Here is a 20,769-nt window from a genome sequence, read left to right as displayed (position 1 = left end):
GGCTGCCCGGCGGACCCGGAACCGGGGGCCTCGGGCGAGGTCACAGGCTCAGTTCCGGGTGCAGCCGGTCCAGGGTCCACACCTGGCGGCGGCGGGCGGACAGCGCGGTGAGCGCCAGGGCACCGGCCGTGAAGGCGATCAGCACGGCGCAGGCCTGCCACACCGGACCGAGGCCGCCGCCCGTGATCAGCCGCCGCAGGGCCGCGACGACGTAGCTCATCGGCAGGAAGGGGTGGATCGCGTTGAAGAAGCCCGGGCTGGTCTGCACGGGATAGGTGCCGCCTGCCGAGGTGAGCTGGAGCATCAGCAGGGCGAGGACGAGGATCCGGCCCGCCGCTCCGAAGCGCGCGTTCAGCCACTGCACGAGCGCCGCGAAGCACGCCGTCACCAGGCACAGGAAGCCGACCGTCCCGGCCGCCCGCGCCATCTGCAGGCCGATGGCCCAGTGCAGGACGGACATCAGGGCCAGGGTCTGCACCACGCCGACCGTCACCACCGGCAGCCAGCCCGCCAGCGCGATCCGCCAGGCGGCCGAACCGGCCGCGAGGGCACGTCGGTTGAGCGGCGGGATCAGCATGTACGCCACCATCGCGCCCACCCACAGGGACAGCGGGATGAAGTAAGGGGCGAAGCCGGTGCCGTAGTTGGGCGCCTTGTGCAGGTCCTTGGCGGCGAGCTGGACCGGGTCGGCCATCACCCCGGTGCGCCGGTCGCGGTCCTGCCGGTCGTAGTCGGGGATCTGCCGCGCCCCGTCGTGCAGCCCGCCGGCCAGCTTTCCGGAGCCGTCGACCAGCTTGTACATGCCGCCGTTGAGGTCCTCGGCTCCGGTCTTGAGCTTGCCGACGCCCTCGTCCAGGTCGGTCGCGCCGGTTCTGGCCGTGCCGAGCCCGGTGTGCAGCTTCCTCGCGCCCGATGCCACCTTGCCGGCGCCGTCGTTCAGCTGGTTGATCCGCTTGACGGCGTCGTCGATGTCCTCGTACAGGTGCGGCGAGCGGTCGGCGAGCCCCTGGGCCTGCTCCTGGAGCGTGCTCAGGTTCGCGCGCAGCGTCTTCAGGTCCCCGTCCTGGTCGGCGATCAGGGTGTTGAGGTCGTCCGCGATCGTCGCGACGTCGGCGGCGGCCTCCTTGGCCTTCTTCAGGTCCGGGCAGATGACGTCGGGCAGCGTCGCGGTCTCGCAGCGCGCCGTGTAGACCTCGTTCAGCGTGGTGGAGGCCGCGTGGGCGGCCTTGGCGGCGGTCGGGGCGGTCTTCACCAGGACGTCGAGGTTGTGGCGGACCGCCTTGGCCGAGTCGGCGACCAGCTGGGCCGTGTCGCCGATGGTCTTCTCGTTGTCCTTCACGAACGGGCCGACCTTCGAGTGGACCCCGTTGACGTTGTCGGCCAGGGTCTGCGTGCCCTCGGCCACCCGCTTCGTGCCGTCCTCCAGGTCGCCCGCGCCCTTGTTGAGCTTCTTCAGGCCCTTGGCGAGCTTGCCGCTGCCGCTCTTGGCGTCCGTCAGGCCGTCGGCGAGGTCCTTGGAGCCCCGCTCGGCCTTCCCGATGCCGCCGCTCAGCTTGTCGGCGCCCTTCGCGGCCTTCACGGTCTCGCCGTGGATGTCGGAGAAGGAGATGAAGATCCGGTCCAGGAAGGACCGGGACGTCTTGGTGGACGCGGCCGTGCGCACCTCGCTGAACACGGTCCGGGAGATCTGCCCGACGATGTAGTTGTTGGCGTCGTTCGTCCGTACCTGGAGGGCGCCCGTCTCGGGAGAGCTGCCCGAGCTGGAGGCGACGCGCCGGCTGAAGTCGGTGGGCATGGTGAGCGAGAGGTAGTAGGTGCCGTCCTCGACGCCCCGGCGCGCCTCACGGGCGCTCACCTCGTGCCACTCGAAGGTGTCGCTGTCGCGCAGTCCCGCGACGATGTCGTCGCCCGCCGAGATCTTCTTGCCGGCCGCGGTCGCCCCCCGGTCGTCGTTCACGAGCGCCACGGGGATGCGGTCGAGTCGGCTGTACGGGTCCCAGAAGGACCACAGGTACAGGGCGCCGTAGAGCAGGGGGAGCACCGTGAGCGCGACCAGCGCGGCACGCGGCAGCTTCCCCCGGCCGAACCGCCTCAGCTCAAGCGCGGCCAGTCGCGACGAGCGCATCGCCGGCCTCCTTCCCGTTGTTGCCCTCGTCCGTCGTGTTCTTCTCGTCCGCGCCCGGCGCGTCTTCAGCGGCCGTCGTGTTCTTCTCGTCCGCGGCCGTGGCGTCCTGCGCGGCCGTGGCGTCGTCCGCGGACGCTCCGGTGCGCACGACGACGGCGCCCTCGGGGGCCTCGCTGCACACGGCGACGACCGTCGTCCCGGCGTCGGCCAGGGACTTCAGCAGCTTCCAGACCTCGACCCGCTCGGTGCCCGAGAGCTTCAGGTCGACGTCGTCCACGCCGAGCAACTGCGGGCGCCCGATGAGGGCCAGGGCGACGGAGAGCCGCAGCGCCTCCATCCGCTCCAGGTCCCGCACGGCAGTCCGGGAACCCTTGGGCAGGTCCTCCCGGTCGAGCCCGGCGGCGGCCAGCGCGGCCTCGATCCGCAGGCCGGCCTCCAGGGACCGCTCTCGGCGCGGCCGCAGCAGCGCGCGCAGCGAGTCCCCGAACCGCCGCTGCAGCAGCGCCCGTTCGCGCAGGTGCTCGCCGACCGTCAGGGCCGGGTCCAGGTCGGTGACCCCGGCGACATGGGCCAGCGCGCTGACGCGGCGCACCGCGGCCAGCTGCTTCGGCAGTCGTGCCCCGGCCACGGTCGCCGACCCCTCGGTGGCCTTCATACGGCCGGTGAGCGCGAGCAGCAGGCAGGTGCGGCCGGACCCGGACGGGCCCTCCACCGCGATCACCGCGCCGGGCGCGGCGTCGACGGTGATCCCGCGGAACGCCCAGCCGCGAGGCCCTTTGAGCCCCAGGCCCTCAGCTGTGACAGCGACGCCGTCCACGGACCCCCCTTATGTTTGAACCGACTGGTTTTGAACTGACTGGTCAGTGCAAAAACTAACCCGAACCTGCGATCGAAGCAAAAGCCCAGGTCAGAACGGATTGTCAGTGGCATACCTCACGATGGGCACATACGGCATCCCGTATCAGGGCATGCCGTCACCCAGACGACAGGAGGTTCGTCATGGCCAACTCGCCCGCAGCCGCCGCCCGTCGGCGCCGCGCCACCGGCCCTGCCCCCTCACTGAACGGCCCGGCGAGCGACGTGCACCCCGTGCTCCGCCGGGCCACGGCCCCGCCCGCCGCCCTCGACCTGCTCGCCCAGGCCCGTGCCGGACTGGACGAGGCCGCCGTCCTCGAAACCTCCAACGAGCGCTATGCGACGGCCCACCTGGCCGCCCTGCGCACCGCCGCCGCCGTCCTGGCCGCCCTCGGCCGCCCGGAGACCTCACCACGACGCCGCGCACGCATCCGCAGCGCCTGGGAAGTGCTCCCCGAGATCGCTCCCGAGCTCACCGAGTGGAGCGCGCTGTTCGCCGCCGGAGCCACGCGGCGCGCCCGCGCCGAGGCGGGCATCCAGGGCGCCGCCACCCGCCGCGACGCCGACGACCTGATACGGGACGTGGGGATGTTCGTCCGTATCGTCGAGCGCATGCTGGTGCTCCAGCCGGTCCTGCCCCAGCCCCGCCAGGACACGGACGGCACGCAGCCCGCGGAGGGCGCGCTGGGCGCGATGGGCCGGGCCACCGGAAGGGAGATGCCGGACGCGGGCTGATCACCCACGGACCATGTGAACGCGTCGGCGCGTCCGCCGCACGAGACGGACTCGGCAGCGCACCGGCGCGATGACCGGTCAGGGCACCGGAGGCAATAGGGTGGAGGGCGCCTGAGGCCTTCCCACCTCCCGTATCCCGGGCGGGGGAGGCACCCCCTTCGCGCCGCCGGGCAACAGGCGGTGCCGCGCCGAGGAGTCAACTGCCGTGTCGGACCCGATGCGCCCGCCCGTCTCCCATCACCACCCTCAACCGGCGTCGCTGCGCTCCGACCCCTCTCGGTCCCGCGCCTCTCTCCGTACCGCCGTGGTCTGGGAGGTCCTCCAGGACGCCCTCGACCGCCGCGTCAAGGCCACGGGTCGGGAGTCGCTGGACATCCTCGACACCGGAGGCGGCAGCGGCAACTTCGCGGTGCCCCTGGCCCGCCTCGGTCATCGCGTCACGGTCGTCGACCCCAGCCCCAACGCGCTGTTCGCGCTGGAGCGCCGGGCCGCCGAGGCCGGCGTCGTCGAGCGGGTCCAGGGCGTGCAGGGCGACGCCCACGGCCTCTTCGACGTGGTCGAGCGCGGCGGCTACGACGTGGTGCTGTGCCACGGCGTCCTGGAGTACGTGGACGACCCGGCCGAGGGCGTCCGCAACGCCGTGGCCGCGTTGCGCCCCGAGGGCGTCCTCAGCCTGCTCGCGGCCGGCCTCGGCGGCGCCGTGCTGGCCCGCGCCCTCGCCGGCCACTTCAAGGAGGCCAAGCAGGCCCTCGACGACCCGGCCGGCCGCTGGGGAGCGGGCGACCCCGTGCCGCACCGCTTCACCACCGAGCAGCTCACCGCGCTCGTCGAGGACGCGGGCCTCGCGGTGGGCGCCGTGCACGGCGTACGGGTCTTCGCCGACCTCGTTCCCGGCGTCCTCGTGGACACCGAGCCAGGAGCGCTCGACGCCCTGCTGAAGCTGGAGGCAGCCGCGGCGGAGAACCCGGCCTTCCATTCCGTCGCCACCCAGCTGCATGTGCTGGGCGAGACCCGGGGGACCGCGGAGGCCTGAGACGCCTCCCGAGGTGCGCCTGATCAGGGCCGTGGCGGCACATGGAGTACGCCACAGGCCCCCCGATCGAGGGGTTTGCGCCGTATGATCGAGGGAGACCGCCCGGCATGACGGGCCGGTCGCCGGGGAATGGAAGCCTCAGCGAGCCGGGTCGGCCATGGCGGGATTCCGGTTGGCCAATTGGCGTAGAGGGGCGGGTTTCACGGGGGCGATTCCCTGCCTATCCTGAAGGGACCCCCCGGGTCGCCCCGGCGACTGCACGATGAGGAGGATTCCGTGCCGCTCTCGGAGCACGAGCAGCGCATGCTCGAGCAGATGGAGCGAGCGCTGTACGCCGAAGATCCCAAGTTCGCTACAGCGCTTGAGGGAAACGGGCTGCGCACGTACACCCGACGTCGGGTCTACCAGGCGGTCGTGGGTTTCCTCGTAGGTATCGCGCTCCTCATGGCCGGAATGGTCGCACAGCAGATTTGGGTCAGCGTGGTGGGCTTCCTCGTCATGCTGGGTTGTGCGGTGCTCGCCGTAACGGGCTGGCGCAAGGCCCCCAAGCCGGGCGAGCAGCCCGCGGGTGCCCCGCAGCAGGGGCGCCGACAGGGGCGGCCGAAGCGCTCCATGATGGACCGCATCGAACAACGCTGGCAGCGCCGTCGAGACGAACAGGGCGGCCACTAGAGCCTCGCTCGCGCATCCGCAGTTCTGCGCAGACGCAGTGAAACGTACTGAGGGGTGACCACCCGGGTGGTCACCCCTCAGTACTGTGCCTGCGCCGGCGCCCGGCCTCAGCCCCGCTGTCCCGACGGCTTGCCCAGGGTCGGCCGGGCCGCCACGGCCCGGGCCCGCAGCGCCGTCCACCAGTCCGACACCGCCCACAGCACCCGTACGGCGGACCGCGGGGCGAACAGCGCCCGCGCCTGCGTACGGCGGCCGGCCGTGGTGCTCAACGCGCTGATCACCTGGCGCGCGTCCTGCGCGAGACCCGCCGTCGGACGCGGCCGGGGAGCGTAGAGGACCTGCTCCACCGCGTCCGCCACCCGGTGCACCGCGGCACCGGCCGCCGCGTCGAGATGCCCGAGCCGGACGATCCGGGCGGCCGCCTTGCGCGGGGTCTGCGACTCGTCCGGCGGGATGCCGAAGTCCCACGCGGTGTCGCTCAGTTCCTGCCAGACCGCCAGCGTGTGGGCCGCCGCGCCCTGCTCGGTGCGGGCATGGGCGCCCAGGCGTACGGCACGCAGCCGCAGCCGCCACATCAGCGGGGACAGCGGGATCGCCACGACGACCAGGCCGCCGAGGCCCCACAGCGCGTACTGCCACCAGTCCCGGCCGTCGTGATGCGTGAGCTGTGCCTCGGCCGCGGACGGGCTGGAGCACGCCTCCAGTTTGCGCTGCCGAGACGTGCAGCTCTCGCTCGGCGAGACCTGTGCCGGGGGCAGGGCGGCCGCCGACCGCGAGGGGCGCACGTCGTCCGGCTGGGAGTGGCCGGGCGTGTCCGACTGGGTGTACGGCGGCGCCGTGCCCCGGGTCGGGGTCGGCTCGAAGCGGGTCCAGCCCACGCCCTCGAAGTACAGCTCGGGCCAGGCGTGCGCGTCCGTCAGACCGACCGACACCGTCCCGTCCCCCTGCGGGGTGCCCGGGGCGAAGCCCACCGCGACCCGGGCCGGGATGCCCAGGGTGCGGGCCATCGCGGCCATCGCGAAGGAGAAGTGGACGCAGAAGCCCTGCTTCTTCTTCAGGAAGTTCGCTATGGCGCCACGGCCCCGGCCGACCTCCACCTTGGTGTCGTACTGGAAGCCGCCCGTCACGGCGAAGTAGTCCTGGAGCTTGACCGCCTCCTCGTAGTGGCTCGTCGCGCCCTTGGTGACCTCCTTGGCGGTCTTCGCCACGACCGACGGCAGCGAGGACGGCACCTTGGTGTAGTCGCGCTTCATCGCCGCCGCGGCCTCCGGCGCCGTGGCCAGCTGCTCCGCGGTCGGCTGCACGGACAGGCTGGTCACCTGGTACGTGGCGCCGCGGGTGTTCTGGCCGTGGTCGCCGACGAGCGTCATGCCCACCGGCTCGTAGCGCCACTTGCCGCCGATCTTCACGCTGCTCGGCGGGTACGGCATCGGCAGCCAGTCCTGGGCGTACCAGTCCGCCGCCGAGACGGTCGTCGTGACCGTCGTCCGCTTGATGTCGGGACCGAGACCGATCGGCGTGGGCAACTGCTTCGGTACGGCGACGATGTGCCGCTGGGACGGCTTCCAGGTGGTGCCGTCGAAGTCGTCCAGCGACACGATCCGCAGATACAGGTCCGAGATGTCGTTCGTGTCGCTCTTCAGCGACATGACCTGGCGGTTCTCGTTCACGTTCAGGCTGTCGCGCAGGGACACCAGGGGGTTGACCGCGGAGATCGTGCCACCGTTCCCGTTGCCCGCGCCCACGCCCGCTCCGGTGCCGTCGAGCAGGCCGCCCTGCATCGCCGGCAGCGCGAGCGGCACCGCCAGGGCGACACCGAGCGCGACCGCGCCGATGCGCCGGCCGGTACGGACCGGCGCCACGGCGCTGCCCTCCGGCCGGCCCGGGGTGCGCTGGGCCCCGCCGAAGACCCGGCCCCACTGGGCGAGCCGCTCCCGGCCCTCGGCGAGGAGCAGCATCAGATAGCCGGCCGCCGCGACCAGGAACCACAGCCAGTCAGCGGCGCCGTCGGACAGGCCGGCGGCGACGGAGTACAGCGCGAGCAGCGGCAGACCGGCCGGGGCCGCGCTGCGGAAGGTCACCGCGAGGGTGTCCACGAGCAGCCCGATCAGCAGCACGCCGCCGATCAGCATCAGCCGGATGCCGTCGGACACCGGGGCCGGGATCGCGTACTCCTGGACGTCGTTCGAGCCCTGCTGGAACAGGTCGGCGAAGTGACGGAAGGCGTCCGGGCCGGGGATCAGGCCGATGAGGGCGTGCTCCCGGGCGAAGACCAGGGTCAGCAGCATCAGCGTGACGAGGGCCTGCGCCGCCACGGTCAACGGCCGGGCCAGCGGCACCCGCCGGGTCGCGGCCCCCACCCCCGTCTGCACCGCGACCAGGAATGTCGCCTGCAACAGCCACGTGGGCTGGTCCACCAGCGGCAGCAGCGAACACGCCGCCATCAGTGTGGCCGCCGCCGCGCACAGCGACAGCCGCGCCCGCCCGCTCATGACAGTGCCTCCCCGCCGCTCACCGCGACCAGGCCCGAGCGCTCCCGGTCCGCCTGGCGCCACAGTTCGTTCAGCGAGGCGCCGCGCGGGACGCTCACCGCCGTCCAGCCCGCCTCGCGCAGCATGCGCAGGCGCTCGCCGTGCTGGCTGTTGGGGCCGGGCACGTCCGTCGGCTCCCGCATCCACGCGTCGGGGTCCAGCAGGAAGGCGACGGCGCCGCCGCTGCGCTGGCGCATCTTGGCGACCACCGCCGCCTGTTCGTCGTCGAGGTCGCCCAGGAAGGCGACCAGCAGTCCCTCGTTGCCGCCGCGCAGCACGTCGTAGGCCCGGGACAGGCCCGTGCCGTCCGAGTGGTCGATCACCGCGAGGGTGTCCATCATCAGTCCGGCCGCGTCCGCCGTCTCCTGGCTGGCGCCCGCGAAACCGTCGCCGCCCTCCCCGGGCACCGCGTTGCCGGTGTCGGTCAACAGACGCACCGAGAAGCCGCGTTCCAGCATGTGCACCAGGACCGACGCGGTCCCCGAGACGGCCCACTCGAACGCCGAGTCCGGGCCCGCGCCCGCGAAGGCGATGCCCCGGGTGTCGAGCAGGACCGTGCAGCGGGAGCGCTGCGGCTGCTCCTCCCGGCGCACCATCAACTCGCCGTAGCGGGCCGTGGAACGCCAGTGGACGCGGCGCAGGTCGTCGCCGTAGCGGTAGCCGCGCGGGATCACGTCGTCCTCGCCCGCCAGGGCCAGCGAGCGCTGCCGCCCGTCGCCGTACCCCTTCGCCTCGCCGCTGAAGCGGACCGGCGCCAGGGCATCCACGCGCGGGATCACGGTCAGGGTGTCGAACGTCGAGAAGGACCGGGTCAGTTCGCACATCCCGAACGGATCGGTCAGCCGCAGCTGGAGCGGGCCCAGCGGATAGCGGCCGCGCAGGTCCGAGCGGACCCGGTAGGACACCTCGCGGCGGCCGCCCGGCTCCACCCGGTCCAGGACGAACCGGGGCCGCGGACCGAGGACGTACGGCACCCGGTCCTGGAGCATCAGCAGTCCCGTGGGCAGCCGCGAGACGTTGTCCATCCGCAGATGGACCCGGGCCTCGCTGCAGGCCGGTACCCGCGAGGGGGAGAGCCGGCGGCTGCCGGCCACCCGGTAGCGGGTGCGGTAGAGCACGCCCGCGCAGATCAGGGGCAGCGCGGCCAGCAGCATCCCGACCCGGAGCAGGTCGCTCTGGCCCAGCACGTACGCGCAGATCGCCGCGGCGACCCCGGCGGCCAGGAAGGAGCGCCCGCGCGTGGTCAGCCCGGCCAGGGCGGTACTGACGCCGCCTCTCTCCTCGCGGTCGGCCTCTGCCTGTCCGGTCCCCCCGACCGTCATCACAGCCTCCGCGGCGGCTGCGAGGGATAGGCCGGCGCGCCGCGGCCCAGGCCGCCGAAGCCGCTCTGCTGCTGCGGCGCGGCGGGCACCGGGATGCGCTGGAGGATCTCCTGGACCACCTGCTCCGACGTACGCCGGTTGAGCTGGGCCTGGGCCGTGGGCAGCAGCCGGTGCGCCAGGACGGCGACGGCGAGGGCCTGGATGTCGTCCGGCAGCGCGTACTCCCGGCCGCTCAGGGCCGCCGACGCCTTCGCCGCGCGCAGCAGGTGCAGCGTGGCGCGCGGGGAGGCGCCGAGTCTCAGGTCGGGGTGCGTGCGCGTGGCCGCGACCAGTTCCACCGCGTACCGCCGGACCGGCTCGGCGACGTGGACGGTCCGCACGGCCTCGATCAGCTTCACGACGTCGTGCGCGTGCGCCACCGGTTGCAGGTCCTCCAGCGGGCTCACCCCGCCGTGGATGTCGAGCATCTGCAGCTCGGCCTCGATGCTGGGGTAGCCCACCGAGACCCGGGCCATGAAGCGGTCGCGCTGGGCCTCGGGCAGCGGGTAGGTGCCCTCCATCTCGACCGGGTTCTGCGTGGCCACCACCATGAAGGGGCTGGGCAGTTCGTAGGTCTGCCCGTCGATGGTGACCTGGCGCTCCTCCATCGACTCCAGCAGCGCCGACTGGGTCTTGGGCGAGGCGCGGTTGATCTCGTCGCCGATCACGATCTGCGCGAAGATGGCGCCCGGCTTGAACTCGAAGTCCCGGCGCTGCTGGTCCCAGATGGACACGCCGGTGATGTCCGACGGCAGCAGGTCGGGCGTGAACTGGATGCGTCGCACCGAACAGTCGATGGACCGTGCCAGCGCCTTGGCGAGCATCGTCTTGCCCACGCCGGGGACATCCTCGATCAGAAGATGCCCCTCGGCGAGAAGTACGGTCAGCGAAAGCCGTACGACCTCGGGCTTGCCCTCGATCACTCCTTCCACCGAACTGCGGACACGCTCCACAGTGGCGGTCAGATCAGTGAGGCTCGCTCGATCGTCATAGGTCGTCACCCGGCCCTCCTCGGCCCGTTCTTACTCCGGGCCGTCGCTCTGCGATGCGGACCGGCCCACCCCGAAACACGGACACCACGCGGGAATGGTTCCGCGTGACGTCACTCCCGCATTCTTGCCGCCGTTACCGATTCGTGTCACTCGACTGTGGACAACTGCCCGCACTATGTCGGACTTACGGCCTTTTCGACCGGCCTTTCGGCGTCGGACGGCGGGATGTCCTCGGGGCGCGGGGCCGGTCCGGAGCCGGTCAGGCCGGGTCGATCTCGCGCAGCAGACCCGTCCTGACGTCGAACACGAAGCCGCGCACGTCGTCGGTGTGCAGCAGGAACGGCGAGGTGCGCACCCGCTGCATGGACTGCCGTACGTCCTGGTCCACGTCCCGGAAGGACTCCACGGCCCAGGCCGGGCGCTGGCCCACCTCCATCTCCAGTTCGACCCGGAATTCCTCGGTGAGGGACTCCAGGCCGCAGCCGGTGTGATGGATCAGGACGACGCTGCGGGTGCCGAGCGCCCGCTGGCTGATCGTCAGGGAGCGGATCACGTCGTCGGTGACCACGCCGCCCGCGTTGCGGATGGTGTGGCAGTCGCCGAGTTCGAGGCCGAGCGCGGCGTGCAGGTCGAGCCGGGCGTCCATGCAGGCCACGACGGCGACGTGCAGAACGGGACGGGCGTCCATCCCGGGGTCGGTGAAGGCGGCGGCGTACCGCTGGTTGGCCTCTACCAGGCTGTCCGTGACGGTGTCGTCGCGGGTTATGGCGCCTTCGGGCCCGGCGGGAACTGCTGCAGAAGTCGTCATGGTGACGACGTTACTGTTCACCGGCGCTCTGGTCCTGCTGTGAGAGTGGACAAAGAACGTCATCGTGGCTTGTTGTGAGGTACCCCACACGGAGGGCAAACATGGGCCGGACGGGTGAACAGCGCCGAAATCGCGCTCCGGCCGAGGTGCGGTGCGCGACGCGCAGGCCGGTTGATTGACCGCGAGACAGGGTGGACTAAAGTGACGCGAAGCGGGAGGCGAGGCTCTCCCTGCTGGACTGACTTCCACCGGAGACCCCGGCACCCGCCCGGACCGTCTCCCCACGTGCGCGGCGCGTACGTACGGCTCGGCCTCCTCCCGCTCCCGGTCGGCTGACGCTTCCGGCGCCGGCAGGCCTCCCCTTCACCGAGCGGGTGGGGACCCGGCGGTGCGTGCGGCCGCGCCGGACCTGAGAGGCCCCCTTGAGCCAGAGTCGACACGTCCCGGTGATGCTCCAGCGGTGCCTGGATCTGCTGGCACCCGCCCTGGAGCGGCCCGGAGCGGTGGTCGTCGACTGCACCCTGGGCCTCGGCGGACACAGCGAGGCGCTGCTCACCCGGTTCCCCGAGGCCCGTCTCGTCGCCCTCGACCGCGACAAGGAGGCCCTGCGGCTGTCCGGCGAGCGGCTCGCGCCCTTCGGCGAGCGGGCCACCCTGGTGCACGCCGTCTACGACGAGCTCCCCGACGTACTGGACCGGCTCGGCATCCCGCGCGTGCGGGGCGTGCTGTTCGACCTCGGCGTCTCCTCCATGCAGCTCGACGAGGCCGACCGCGGCTTCGCCTACGCCCAGGACGCCCCCCTCGACATGCGCATGGACCAGACGACCGGCATGAGCGCCGCCGAGGTCCTCAACACCTACCCGCCCGGTGAGCTGGTGCGGATCCTGCGCGCGTACGGGGAGGAGAAGCAGGCCAAGCGGATCGTCGGCGCGATCGTGCGCGAGCGCGAGAAGGAGCCGTTCAGCAACAGCGCGCGGCTCGTCGAGCTGATCCGGGACGCGCTGCCGCAGGCCGCCAAGCGCACCGGCGGCAACCCGGCCAAGCGCACCTTCCAGGCGCTGCGGATCGAGGTCAACGGAGAGCTGTCCGTTCTGGAGCGGGCGATCCCGGCCGCGGTCAAGACGCTCGACGTGGGCGGGCGGATCGCCGTGCTGTCGTACCACTCTCTGGAGGACCGCCTGGTCAAGCAGGTGTTCGCGGCCGGTGCCGCGTCCACCGCGCCGCCCGGACTGCCGGTCGTGCCCGAGCGCTACCAGCCCCGGCTCAAGCTGCTCACGCGCGGTGCCGAACTTCCCACCGAGGAAGAGGTCGCCGAGAACCGCCGGGCGGCTCCGGCGCGGCTGCGCGGGGCCCAGCGAATCAGGGAAGACGTCGTATGAGGTGCGTGAGCGAGCGCGGTCCGGGGACTCTCCGGAGGGCATGTGAGTAGGAAACCCGAACTGAAGGGGAGGGCCGCCCGCCTCGCGCGGCTTCTGCCGGCCAGGTCCGCACAGGCGGCGAAGACGCCGTTCGTCCTCCTCGTCGTCCTGCTCCTCGGCGGCGGTCTGATCGGGCTGCTCGTGCTGAACTCGGCACTCAGCGAAGGGGCGTTCCAACTCGACGACCTGCGCAAGCAGACGAAGAACCTCACCGACGAACAGCAGGCCCTGCAGCGGGACATCGACGCCTACTCCTCCCCCGACGCCCTCCAGCGCCGCGCCCGTGAGCTCGGCATGGTCCCCGGCGGCGACCCGGCCTTCCTCGCCCCCGGCGGCACCGTCAAGGGCGTCCCCAGCCCCGCCGCCCTGCGGCCCACCGCGACCACCCCCCTCGCCCCCGAGGCGATCACCGCCCCGCCGCGCTCCATGGCCGCGACAGCGACCACCACCGCGACCACCGGCGCGAACGCGACCACCGGCGCGCCCCCCGCATCCCCGGCCGCCACCACCGCCGCGCCCCCTGCCTCCTCGGCACCGGCCGCCCCTCAGCCCGCCACGACGACGACCCCCGGCAGGTGACGGAAGTGTCCGACAGGGAACCCCCGCGCCGTCGCGTCCCCGGCCCCGCGCGGCCGCCACGACCCCGCGGTGCCGGGCAGCGGCGGCCCGGGCCGGGGGCCAAACCCGCCGCCCGCCGGCCGAGCGGGGCGCGACCCGCGGGTCCGCGCCCGCTGCGGCTGGGCAGCACGCGGCCCCGGCTGCGCATGGTCAGCCTCGCGCTGACCCTGGTGATGATCGCGTTCGTCGTGCGGTTGCTGCAGGTCCAGGCCGTGGACGCCAGCGCCTACGCCGCCAAGGCCGAGCAGAACCGGTACGTGGTGCACACCCTGGCCGCCGAGCGCGGCGGGATCACCGACCGCAACGGCGTCGCCCTCGCGATCAGCGAGGACGCGTACGACATCACGGCCGACCCGACCATGTTCACGCGCAAGCAACTGGGCATCGACGACGGCCCCGAGCAGGCGGCCGCGCTCCTGGCGCCGATCCTCGGACAGGACCAGCCCGAGCTGGTCGAGAAGCTCAGGCCCGCCAACAAGGACCTGCGCTACGTGAAGCTGGCCGGCCGGCAGACCCCGCAGGTCTGGAACCAGATCAAGGACCTGAGGAGCGCGCTCGCCAAGAAGGCGGGCACCGACAGGACCACCGCCAACGTCCTCGCCGGCGTCTTCTCCGACCCCAGCAGCAAGCGCGTGTACCCGAACGGCGAGCTCGCCGCCGGGATACTGGGCTGGGTCAACGCCGAGGGCAAGGGCGGCGGCGGCATCGAGCAGCAGCTGAACAAGACGCTGTCCGGCAAGGAGGGCAAGGTCCGCTACGCCCAGGCCGGTGGCCGCCAGGTGCCCACGGTGGGCTCCACCGAGACCCCCGCCGTGCCCGGCTCCGACGTCGAGCTCACCATCGACCGCGACATCCAGTGGGCCGCCCAGAACGCCATCACCGAGCAGGTCAGGAAGTCCAAGGCCGACCGCGGCTACGTGATCGTCCAGGACACCCGCACCGGCGAGATCCTCGCCATGGCCGACTCGCCCGGCTTCGACCCCAACGACCTGTCCAAGGCCGACTCCGCGGCGATGGGCAACGCGGCCCTGCAGGACGCCTACGAGCCCGGCTCCACCGCGAAGGTCATGTCGATGGCGGCCGTTCTGGAGGAGAACGTCGCCACCCCGCTCACCCACGTCGTCGTACCCAACCGGCTGCACCGCGGCGACCGCCTCTTCCAGGACGACGTCGACCACGCGACCTGGAACCTCACGCTCAACGGCGTGCTCGCCAAGTCCAGCAACATCGGCACCATCCTGGCCGCGGGCGAGCTCGGCAAGAACCAGGCGCAGGCCAACAAGGTCCTCTACTCCTATCTGCGCAAGTTCGGCATCGGGAGCTACTCGGGACTCGGCTTCCCCGGCGAGACCCGGGGCATCCTCGCGCCCGCCGACAAGTGGTCGACGTCGCAGCAGTACACGATCCCTTTCGGCCAGGGCATGTCACTCAACGCGATGCAGGCCGCCTCCGTCTATTCGACGATCGCCAACGGCGGCGTCCGCGTCGAGCCCACGCTCGTGCGCGGCACCAAGGGGGCCGACGGGCTCTTCGCACCGGCCCGCAAGCCCGGCACCACAAGGGTGATCAGCGCCAAGACGGCCCGGACCCTGGCCCAGATGCTGGAGTCGGTCGTGGACGACGAACAGGGCACCGGCATCAAGGCCCGCATCCCGGGCTACCGGGTGGCGGGCAAGACGGGCACGGCCAACCGCGTGGATCCGGCCACCGGCAGGTACCGCGGCTACACCTCTTCCTTCGCCGGATTCGCACCCGCGGACAAGCCGCGCATCACCGTCTACTGCGCCATCCAGAACGCCACCAAGGGCAGCTACTTCGGCGGCCAGATCTGCGGACCCATCTACAAGCAGGTGATGGAGTTCGCCCTGAAGACCCTCCAGATCCCGCCGACCGGCGCCCGGGCCGCGAACCTCCCGGTCGCCTACAAGCCCTGATCAGCACCTCGGAACACCACCAGGAACGAGCTCGTGACAACGATCACCCCCGATCCCGGCAACGACGGCGCCCGAGGCCCCTCGTCCGTCCGTCCCTCACCGCCGCCCCCGGCCGGCCGCGCTGCGAGCGGGCCCCTTTTTAGCTCAGGAGCGGGTGCGCCCGGTACGCTCACCGCCGTGCCACACGCTGATCACTCCCAAACCACCCAGAAGGGCGCTTCCGTGACCTACCCGGGACCGCCACGACCGGTTCAGGTCTCCGCCACACCCCTCGCGGAGCTCGCCGATCAGCTGGGTGCCGCCACGCCGGACACGGCCGCCGACGTCACGGGCATCACCCATGACTCGCGCGCCGTCCGCCCCGGCGACCTGTACGCAGCCCTCCCCGGCGCGCGCCTGCACGGCGCCGACTTCGTCACCCAGGCCGCCGGCCTCGGCGCGGTCGCCGTGCTGACCGACCCGACGGGCGCCGAGCGCGCCGCCGCGACCGGCCTGCCGGTCCTGGTGGTCGACGATCCGCGCGGACGGATGGGCGAACTGGCGGCCACCATTTACGGCCACCCCGGTCGTGATCTGCTCCAGATCGGCATCACCGGCACGTCCGGCAAGACCACCACGGCCTACCTGATCGAGGGCGGCCTGCGCAGGACCCGGACGACCGGCCTCGTCGGCACGGTCGAGATGCGCATCGGCGACGAGCGCATCAAGTCCGAGCGCACCACCCCCGAAGCCACCGACCTCCAGGCCCTGTTCGCCGTCATGCGCGAACGCGGCGTCGAGGCGGTCGCCATGGAGGTCTCCAGCCACGCCCTGGTCCTCGGCCGGGTCGACGGCTGCGTCTTCGACATCGCCGTGTTCACCAACCTCAGCCCGGAACACATGGAGTTCCACTCCGACATGGAGGACTACTACCGGGCCAAGGCACAGCTGTTCACGCCGGAGCGCAGCAGGCTCGGCGTGATCAACCTGGACGACGAACACGGCCGCCGGCTCGCCGCGGAGGCCTCCGTGCCGGTCGTCACCTTCTCCGCCGAGGGACACCCGGACGCCGACTGGCGCGCCCAGGACGTCCACATCGGCCCCATGGACTCCACGTTCACGATCCTGGGCCCCCAGGGCGAGCGGATCTCCGCCAAGTCGCCGCTGGCGGGGACCTTCAACGTGGCGAACACCCTCGCCGCCGTCGTCGCGCTCGCCGCGGCCGGCCTCGACGCGCAGACCGCCGCCGACGGCATCGGCGCCGTACCGGGCGTCCCCGGCCGCCTGGAGCGCGTGGACGCCGGGCAGCCCTACCTCGCGGTCGTCGACTACGCCCACAAGACCGACGCGGTCGAATCGGTCCTCAAGGCCCTGCGCAAGGTCACCAAGGGCCGGTTGCACGTGGTCCTCGGCTGCGGCGGCGACCGCGACCGGACCAAGCGCGCCCCGATGGGCGCCGCCGCGGCCCGGCTCTCCGACACGGCCGTACTGACCTCCGACAACCCCCGCTCCGAGGATCCGCTCGCGATCCTCGCGACCATGCTCGAAGGCGCCGCGTCCGTGCCCGCGCACGAGCGAGGCGAGGTGCTCCTGTTCGAGGACCGGGCCGCCGCCATCGCCGCCGCCGTCGGCCGCGCGCACCCCGGTGACACCGTGCTGGTCGCGGGCAAGGGACACGAGCAGGGCCAGGACATCGCCGGCGTGATCCGTCCCTTCGACGACCGCCAGGTGCTCCGCGAAGCTATCCAGAAGACTCAGGGATGAACTTGTGATCGCCCTCTCTCTCGCCGAGATCGCAGAAGTCGTCGGCGGGCAGACGCACGACATACCGGATCCCTCCGTGCGGGTCACCGGACCGGTCGTCCGTGACTCCCGCGAAGTGGTGCCCGGCAGCCTCTTCGTCGCCTTCGTCGGTGAACGCGTCGACGGCCACGACTTCGCGGGGCAGGTGGTGCAGGCGGGCGCGGTCGCCGTTCTGGCATCGCGCCCCGTCGGCGTGCCCGCGATCGTGGTCGAGGACGTCCAGACGGCCCTGGGCGCCCTCGCCCGGTACGTCGTCGCGCGGCTCGGCGCCACCCTCGTGGCCCTCACCGGCTCCGCCGGCAAGACCAGCACCAAGGACCTCATCGCGCAGGTCCTGCGGAGCAAGGCGCCGACCGTGTTCACGCCGGGCTCGCTCAACAACGAGATCGGGCTGCCGCTCACCGCCCTGACCGCCACCGAGGAGACGAAGTTCCTCGTGCTGGAGATGGGCGCCCGCGGCATCGGCCACATCCGCTACCTCGCCGACCTCACCCCGCCGAGGATCGGCCTGGTGCTCAACGTCGGCACCGCCCACATCGGCGAGTTCGGCGGCCGCGAGCAGATCGCCCAGGCGAAGGGCGAACTCGTGGAGGCCCTGCCCGCGGCGGCGGACGGCGGCGCGGCGATCCTCAACGCCGACGACCCATTGGTCCGGGCCATGGCCTCCCGTACCAAGGCGAAGGTGATCCTTTTCGGAGAGTCGGCCGAAGCGGACGTACGCGCCGAGAACGTGCGACTCACGGACACCGGACAGCCCGCCTTCAGGCTTCACACACCCTCCGGTGCAAGCGATGTGACCATGCGCCTGTACGGTGAGCACCACGTGTCGAACGCGCTCGCCACGGCCGCCGTCGCCCATGAGCTGGGCATGTCCGCGGAAGAGATCGCCACCGCGCTCTCCGAGGCGGGCTCCCTCTCCCGCTGGCGCATGGAGGTCACCGAGCGCCCGGACGGCGTGACCATCGTCAACGATGCCTACAACGCCAACCCCGAGTCCATGCGAGCCGCGCTGCGCGCGCTCGCGGCCATGGGCAAGGGGCGGCGCACGTGGGCGGTGCTCGGCAAGATGGCCGAGCTCGGGGACGAGGCGCTCGCCGAGCACGACGCGGTCGGACGGCTCGCCGTCCGGCTCAACGTCAGCAAGCTCGTCGCGGTCGGGGGCAGGGAAGCGTCCTGGCTGCAACTGGGCGCATATAACGAGGGTTCGTGGGGTGAGGAGTCGGTGCACGTGTCCGACGCACAGGCGGCGGTCGACCTGTTGCGCAGCGAGCTGCGCCCAGGAGACGTCGTACTCGTGAAGGCGTCCCGTTCGGTGGGTCTGGAGAGCGTTGCGCAGGCGCTGCTCGACTCCGGTGCCGAGGGTGAGGTTGCCGCCCGATGATGAAGCAGATCCTGTTCGCAGGAGTCATTGGTCTGTTCCTCACCCTGATCGGCACCCCGCTGCTGATCAAGCTGCTCGCGCGCAAGGGCTACGGTCAGTACATCCGCGACGACGGTCCGCGTGAGCACGCCAGCAAGCGCGGTACGCCGACCATGGGTGGTATCGCCTTCATCCTGGCGACGATCGCCGCGTACTTCCTGTCCAAGGTGATCACGGGCAAGCCGCCGACCTACTCCGGCGTGCTGGTGCTCGGCCTGATGTTCGGGATGGGCCTGGTCGGCTTCCTGGACGACTACATCAAGATCGTCAAGCGACGTTCGCTGGGTCTGCGCGCCAAGGCGAAGATGGCCGGCCAGCTGCTCGGCGGTATCGCCTTCGCCGTGCTCTCGCTCCAGTTCGCGGACGCGCGCGGCAACACGCCGGCCTCCACCAAGCTGTCGTTCATCACCGACTTCGGCTGGACGATCGGCCCGGTGCTGTTCGTGGTCTGGGCGCTGTTCATGATCCTGGCGATGTCGAACGGCGTGAACCTCACCGACGGTCTGGACGGTCTCGCCACCGGCGCCTCCGTCCTGGTCTTCGGCGCCTACACGTTCATCGGCGTCTGGCAGTTCCAGGAGTCCTGCGCCAACGCGCAGACCCTGACCAACCCCAACGCCTGCTACGAGGTGCGCGACCCGCTCGACCTCGCGGTCGTCTCCTCCGCGCTGATGGGCGCCTGCCTCGGCTTCCTGTGGTGGAACACCTCGCCCGCCAAGATCTTCATGGGTGACACCGGTTCGCTCGCGCTCGGCGGTGTGCTCGCGGGCCTCGCGATCTGCTCCCGTACCGAGCTGCTGATCGCCATCCTCGGCGGCCTGTTCGTCCTCATCACGATGTCGGTCGTCATCCAGGTCGGCTCCTTCAAGCTCACCGGCAAGCGCGTCTTCCGGATGGCGCCACTCCAGCATCACTTCGAACTCAAGGGCTGGTCCGAAGTCCTTGTGGTGGTCCGATTCTGGATCATTCAGGGAATCTGTGTAATCGTCGGACTCGGCCTCTTCTACGCGGGATGGGCAGCGGACAAGTGACCTCCTCGGTGTCTTCCGGGTCCTACGACTTCCAGGGCAAGCACGTCACCGTCGCCGGGCTCGGCGTCTCCGGCGTCCCGGCGGCCAAGGTGCTGCACGGACTCGGAGCGCGGGTCACCGTCGTCAACGACGGCGACGACGCACGCGCGCGTGCCCAGGCCGCCGAACTGGAGGCGCTCGGCATCACCGTGCGCCTCGGCGACGGGGCGACCCTGCCGGAGGGCACCGAGCTCATCGTCACCGCGCCCGGCTGGAAGCCGGACAAGCCGCTGTTCACGGCGGCGGCCGAGGCGGACGTACCGATCTGGGGCGACGTCGAGCTGGCCTGGCGGCTCCGGGGGCCGGACGCCGCCCCATGGCTGGCCGTCACGGGCACCAACGGCAAGACCACGACCGTCCAGATGCTCGCCTCCATCCTGAAGGCGGCGGGCCTGCGCACGGCCGCCGTCGGCAACATCGGCGTCTCGCTCCTCGACGCCGTCCTCGGCGAGGAGGAGTACAGCGATCTCGATGTACTGGCCGTCGAGCTCTCCAGCTACCAGCTGCACTGGGCGCCGTCCCTGCGCGCCCACTCGGCCGCCGTGCTGAACCTGGCGCCCGACCACCTCGACTGGCACGGCTCCATGGAGGCGTACGCCGCCGACAAGGGCCGTATCTACGAGGGCAATCGGGTCGCCTGCGTCTACAACGTCGCCGACAAGCTCACCGAGGACCTGGTGCGCGAGGCGGACGTCGAAGAGGGCTGCCGGGCCGTCGGGTTCACGCTCGGCACGCCCGGCCCGTCCCAACTCGGTGTCGTGGACGGCATCCTGGTCGACCGCGCCTTCGTGGAGAACCGGCACAAGAACGCTCAGGAGCTGGCCGAGGTCTCCGACGTCAACCCGCCGGCCCCGCACAACATCGCCAACGCCCTTGCCGCGGCGGCCCTCGCGCGTGCCTTCGGGGTGCCCGCCTCGGCCGTACGGGACGGACTGCGGGCCTTCACCCCGGACGCCCACCGCATCGCGCACGTGGCCGACCTGGACGAGGTGGCGTACGTCGACGACTCCAAGGCCACCAACACCCACGCGGCGGAAGCCTCGTTGGCGGCATATGAGTCGATCGTATGGATTGCGGGTGGTCTGGCGAAGGGCGCGACCTTCGACGAGCTCGTCGCCAAGTCGGCGAAGCGGCTTCGCGGCGTCGTGCTCATCGGCGCCGACCGCGCCCTGATCCGCGAGGCCCTCGCGCGACACGCGCCGGAAGTACCCGTCGTCGACGTCGACCGGACCGACACTGGGGCGATGCTCCAGGCGGTGACGGAGGCGAAGCGGCTGGCGGTCGCCGGCGACACGGTGCTCCTCGCACCGGCCTGCGCCTCCATGGACATGTTCACCAACTACAACAAGCGCGGTGACGCGTTCGCGCAGGCGGTTCGCGAACTCGGAGCCTGACCCGGCCGCCCGCCGGGCGAC

16 protein-coding genes are annotated in these 20,769 nt (G+C 71.8%); 10 read left to right on the top strand and 6 right to left on the bottom strand.

Features of this window, described 5'->3' with window-relative positions:
* Window positions 1-40 precede the first annotated feature (40 nt).
* Window positions 41-2,125, bottom strand: coding sequence for a YhgE/Pip family protein (locus ACWGKT_RS06945; RefSeq protein WP_453272793.1), 2,085 nt, complete (start codon window positions 2,123-2,125; stop codon window positions 41-43).
* Window positions 2,097-2,942 (bottom strand): ATP-binding cassette domain-containing protein, encoded by an 846-nt coding sequence (locus ACWGKT_RS06940; RefSeq protein WP_453272792.1) that lies wholly within the window; start codon window positions 2,940-2,942, stop codon window positions 2,097-2,099. The genes ACWGKT_RS06945 and ACWGKT_RS06940 overlap by 29 nt, the downstream gene beginning before the upstream one ends.
* A gap of 182 nt (window positions 2,943-3,124) precedes the next feature.
* On the opposite strand from ACWGKT_RS06940, the gene ACWGKT_RS06935 reads away from it, so the two are divergent.
* The 3 genes from ACWGKT_RS06935 to ACWGKT_RS06925 all read left to right on the top strand — a co-directional run bounded on the left by ACWGKT_RS06935 (window position 3,125) and on the right by ACWGKT_RS06925 (window position 5,420).
* Complete coding sequence (locus ACWGKT_RS06935) at window positions 3,125-3,715, top strand: SAV_6107 family HEPN domain-containing protein (protein WP_453272791.1); 591 nt, start codon at window positions 3,125-3,127, stop codon at window positions 3,713-3,715.
* 205 nt (window positions 3,716-3,920) lie between these two features.
* The gene (locus tag ACWGKT_RS06930; RefSeq protein ID WP_356140782.1) at window positions 3,921-4,748 is read left to right on the top strand and encodes a methyltransferase; all 828 of its coding nucleotides are present in this window, start codon (window positions 3,921-3,923) and stop codon (window positions 4,746-4,748) included.
* 276 nt (window positions 4,749-5,024) lie between these two features.
* On the top strand, window positions 5,025-5,420 hold the full coding sequence (locus ACWGKT_RS06925) for a DUF3040 domain-containing protein (protein ID WP_235454716.1): 396 nt from the start codon (window positions 5,025-5,027) through the stop codon (window positions 5,418-5,420).
* 107 nt (window positions 5,421-5,527) lie between these two features.
* Here ACWGKT_RS06925 and ACWGKT_RS06920 read toward each other — a convergent pair whose 3' ends face one another.
* The 4 genes from ACWGKT_RS06920 to ACWGKT_RS06905 form a co-directional block, all read right to left on the bottom strand.
* On the bottom strand, window positions 5,528-7,912 hold the full coding sequence (locus tag ACWGKT_RS06920) for a transglutaminase TgpA family protein (RefSeq protein WP_453272790.1): 2,385 nt from the start codon (window positions 7,910-7,912) through the stop codon (window positions 5,528-5,530).
* A complete protein-coding gene (locus ACWGKT_RS06915; protein ID WP_453272789.1) occupies window positions 7,909-9,273 on the bottom strand; it encodes a DUF58 domain-containing protein in 1,365 nt (454 codons plus the stop codon). Before ACWGKT_RS06915 ends, ACWGKT_RS06920 begins: the two co-directional genes overlap by 4 nt.
* Window positions 9,273-10,313, bottom strand: coding sequence for an AAA family ATPase (locus ACWGKT_RS06910; RefSeq protein WP_453272788.1), 1,041 nt, complete (start codon window positions 10,311-10,313; stop codon window positions 9,273-9,275). Before ACWGKT_RS06910 ends, ACWGKT_RS06915 begins: the two co-directional genes overlap by 1 nt.
* Window positions 10,314-10,563: 250 nt before the next feature.
* Entirely contained in the window at window positions 10,564-11,112 is a 549-nt protein-coding gene (locus ACWGKT_RS06905; RefSeq protein WP_453272787.1) for a beta-class carbonic anhydrase, read from the bottom strand.
* A gap of 422 nt (window positions 11,113-11,534) precedes the next feature.
* Between ACWGKT_RS06905 and rsmH the strand changes: the two genes are divergently transcribed.
* The 7 genes from rsmH (at window position 11,535) to murD (ending at window position 20,748) form a co-directional block, all read left to right on the top strand.
* On the top strand, window positions 11,535-12,491 hold the full coding sequence (gene rsmH, locus ACWGKT_RS06900; protein WP_453272786.1) for a 16S rRNA (cytosine(1402)-N(4))-methyltransferase RsmH: 957 nt from the start codon (window positions 11,535-11,537) through the stop codon (window positions 12,489-12,491).
* A 42-nt stretch (window positions 12,492-12,533) separates the two neighbouring features.
* Window positions 12,534-13,109, top strand: coding sequence for a septum formation initiator family protein (locus ACWGKT_RS06895; protein ID WP_453272785.1), 576 nt, complete (start codon window positions 12,534-12,536; stop codon window positions 13,107-13,109).
* Between the two features lie 5 nt (window positions 13,110-13,114).
* Complete coding sequence (locus ACWGKT_RS06890; RefSeq protein WP_356140766.1) at window positions 13,115-15,082, top strand: peptidoglycan D,D-transpeptidase FtsI family protein; 1,968 nt, start codon at window positions 13,115-13,117, stop codon at window positions 15,080-15,082.
* A 222-nt stretch (window positions 15,083-15,304) separates the two neighbouring features.
* The gene (locus ACWGKT_RS06885; RefSeq protein WP_453272784.1) at window positions 15,305-16,825 is read left to right on the top strand and encodes a UDP-N-acetylmuramoyl-L-alanyl-D-glutamate--2,6-diaminopimelate ligase; all 1,521 of its coding nucleotides are present in this window, start codon (window positions 15,305-15,307) and stop codon (window positions 16,823-16,825) included.
* 4 nt (window positions 16,826-16,829) lie between these two features.
* Window positions 16,830-18,245, top strand: a complete 1,416-nt coding sequence (locus tag ACWGKT_RS06880) for a UDP-N-acetylmuramoyl-tripeptide--D-alanyl-D-alanine ligase (protein ID WP_235456424.1) — start codon at window positions 16,830-16,832, stop codon at window positions 18,243-18,245.
* A complete protein-coding gene (mraY, locus tag ACWGKT_RS06875) occupies window positions 18,242-19,315 on the top strand; it encodes a phospho-N-acetylmuramoyl-pentapeptide-transferase (RefSeq protein WP_453272783.1) in 1,074 nt (357 codons plus the stop codon). The genes ACWGKT_RS06880 and mraY overlap by 4 nt, the downstream gene beginning before the upstream one ends.
* Window positions 19,297-20,748 carry a UDP-N-acetylmuramoyl-L-alanine--D-glutamate ligase gene (murD, locus tag ACWGKT_RS06870; protein WP_356140758.1) on the top strand — a complete coding sequence of 484 codons (1,452 nt, stop codon included), beginning with the start codon at window positions 19,297-19,299 and terminating at the stop codon, window positions 20,746-20,748. Before mraY ends, murD begins: the two co-directional genes overlap by 19 nt.
* The last annotated feature ends 21 nt before the right edge of the window (window positions 20,749-20,769 follow it).

The sequence above is a fragment of the Streptomyces sp. NPDC054794 genome (assembly GCF_053611585.1).
Note: the sequence above shows the minus strand (reverse complement) of the source record. Positions and strands in the feature narration are given on the sequence as shown.